This window comes from Streptomyces sp. SID14478, from assembly GCF_010548525.1.
Classification (GTDB): domain Bacteria; phylum Actinomycetota; class Actinomycetes; order Streptomycetales; family Streptomycetaceae; genus Streptomyces.
On sequence record NZ_JAAGMG010001475.1, the window covers coordinates 1 to 2,180 of the forward strand.

Below are 2,180 nucleotides of genomic sequence, written 5' to 3' on the forward strand. Positions count from 1 at the left end.
AGGCCGAGCAGGGGACCGAGCGGGTCGCCGCCGTGCTCGCGGCGCCCGACGCCCGGACGGGCTCGGCGAAGCTGGCGGGCGGCGCCACCGGCACCGTCGTCGTCTCCGCGGGCCAGGACAGGGCGGTCTTCGTCGTCTCCGGGATGGCGCACCCCCCGCAGGGCAAGGTCTACCAACTGTGGTTCGACGACGGCGGGACGATGCGCGCGGCCGGTCTCATGGACGCCGGGCGCAGTGACCAGGCGGTGCTGCTGGACGGCGGGGTCGGCGCGGCGTCGGGCATGGGCATCACCGTCGAACCCGCGGGAGGGTCCGACCGTCCGACCACCGCGCCGGTGGCCCTGATGCGCTTCCCCGCCTGAGGCGTGAGGAGCCCCGGCACACCCCGGGGCTCCTCGCTTCACCTGCGGGGCGGCAGCGGCAGGAAGCCGCTGGTGCGGGCGACGTAGGCGGCATAGCCCGGACGCTCGGCCATGTGCTGCTCCAGCAGCCGCTTGCCGCTGCCCCGGGTCAGCAGCAGGGTCATCACCAGCGGCGACACGATGCTGACCGCCGCCGCGGCGGACGTGTCGCAGGTGATCAGGAACAGGCCCCACCACACGCAGAAGTCCCCGAAGTAGTTCGGGTGACGGGTGTAGCGCCACAGCCCGCGGTCCATGATCTTCCCCTTGGCCGCCGGGTCCGCCTTGAACCGGGCGAGCTGCGCGTCCCCGACGGTCTCGAAGAACAGCCCGAGGGCCCACAGTGCGGTACCCGCCCACGCGCACGTGCCCGTCGGCCCGGGGGTGTACTGGGCGGCCTGGACCGGCAGCGACACCAGCCACACGAGCGCGCCCTGGAGCAGGTAGACCATGCGCAGGGCGTAGAGGTTCCGGCTGCCCGGGGCCCTGGCCAACATCCGCTCGTAGCGCGGGTCTTCACCGTGCCCGCGGCCGCGCGCGGCGATGTGCCCCGCCAGGCGCACCCCCCACACCACGGTCAGTACGGTGACCAGGGCACGGCGGCCCCCGTCGCCGTCGCCCGCCGACACCGCCCAGCTCACCACGGCGACCGCGGCGAAGCCGAGACCCCAGGCGACGTCGACGACCCGGTGCAGTCCCTTGCGCACGGCGACGGCGAACGTGACCAGCATGACGCTCAGCGCGGCACCGGCCGACCACACCAGACCCACGGCGAAGTCACCCCAGGGGAAGCCGTTCACAGCTGGTCCAGTGCGAGATACCAGTCCTTCGCGGTGGCGGGGAAGCCACTGTGTCCGCTGTCCGCCGGGCGCACGGCGAGGATCTGGTCGACGCCCATGCGCCGCTCCTCGAAGGCGAGGGCGCCGCCGACCAGGTAGAGGCGCCAGACGCGGGCAGCCTGCGCACCGACGAGATGGACGACGTCGTCCCAGCGCTCCTCCAGGGTGTCGTGCCAGGCCTCCACGGTGCGCACGTAGTGCTCGCGCAGGGACTCCACGGACCTGACCTCCAGACCGGCCGTCTCCAGCAGCTGCACGGTCTCGCCCATCGGGCGCATGTGCATGTCGGGCGCGATGTACGCCTCGATGAAGGCGCCGCCGCCCGGCGCGGTCGACCCCCGCGACATCTGCTGGACCAGCACCCGCCCCAGCGGGCGGGGCAGCCGGTGCAGCGCGGCGGCGAACGCGGGGTACTCGGCGTCCCCGACGTGTTCGCCCATCTCGACGCAGGCCACGGCGTCGAAGCCGCCGCCCGCGATGTCCCGGTAGTCCTGGCACACCACGTCCACCCGGTCGGACAGGCCCTGCTCGCCGACCTGCTCGCGCACGTACGCGGCCTGCTCCCGGGACACGGTCACCGCGGTGACCCGCGCCTTGTACCGCTGCGCCGCGTACAGGGTGAGGGAGCCCCAGCCGCAGCCGACGTCGAGGAGCCGGGCGCCGGGCGCGAGGTCGAGCTTGCGGCAGATCAGTTCGAGCTTGGCCCGCTGTGCGTCGGCCGCGGTGAACCCCTCCTCGTCGGCCCAGTAGCCGCACGAGTAGGCCATCGTCTCGTCCAGGAGCAGCCGGTAGAAGGCGTTGGACAGGTCGTAGTGGTGGCTGATGGCCTCCCGGTCCCGGCGCCTGCTGTGCAGGGCGCCGCGCAGCCGGGCCTGGGTGGCGGGCGCGGGAGGGGGCGGCCCCGCAGCGCCGAGCCGGGCCAGGGCGCCGACGGCGCGGG

The 2,180-nt window shown here is 74.1% G+C and carries 3 protein-coding genes; 1 reads left to right on the forward strand and 2 read right to left on the reverse strand.

What is annotated here, in order from left to right; genetic code table 11:
* On the forward strand, positions 1-362 hold a 362-nt coding region (locus G3I40_RS46115), incomplete at its 5' end, for an anti-sigma factor (protein ID WP_164560752.1).
* 38 nt (positions 363-400) lie between these two features.
* Here G3I40_RS46115 and G3I40_RS46120 read toward each other — a convergent pair.
* On the reverse strand, positions 401-1,201 hold the full coding sequence (locus tag G3I40_RS46120; protein WP_164560753.1) for a DUF1295 domain-containing protein: 801 nt from the start codon (positions 1,199-1,201) through the stop codon (positions 401-403).
* Positions 1,198-2,180: cyclopropane-fatty-acyl-phospholipid synthase family protein (locus G3I40_RS46125; protein WP_164560754.1), on the reverse strand; the 983-nt coding region annotated here is incomplete at its 5' end. The genes G3I40_RS46120 and G3I40_RS46125, both read right to left, overlap by 4 nt.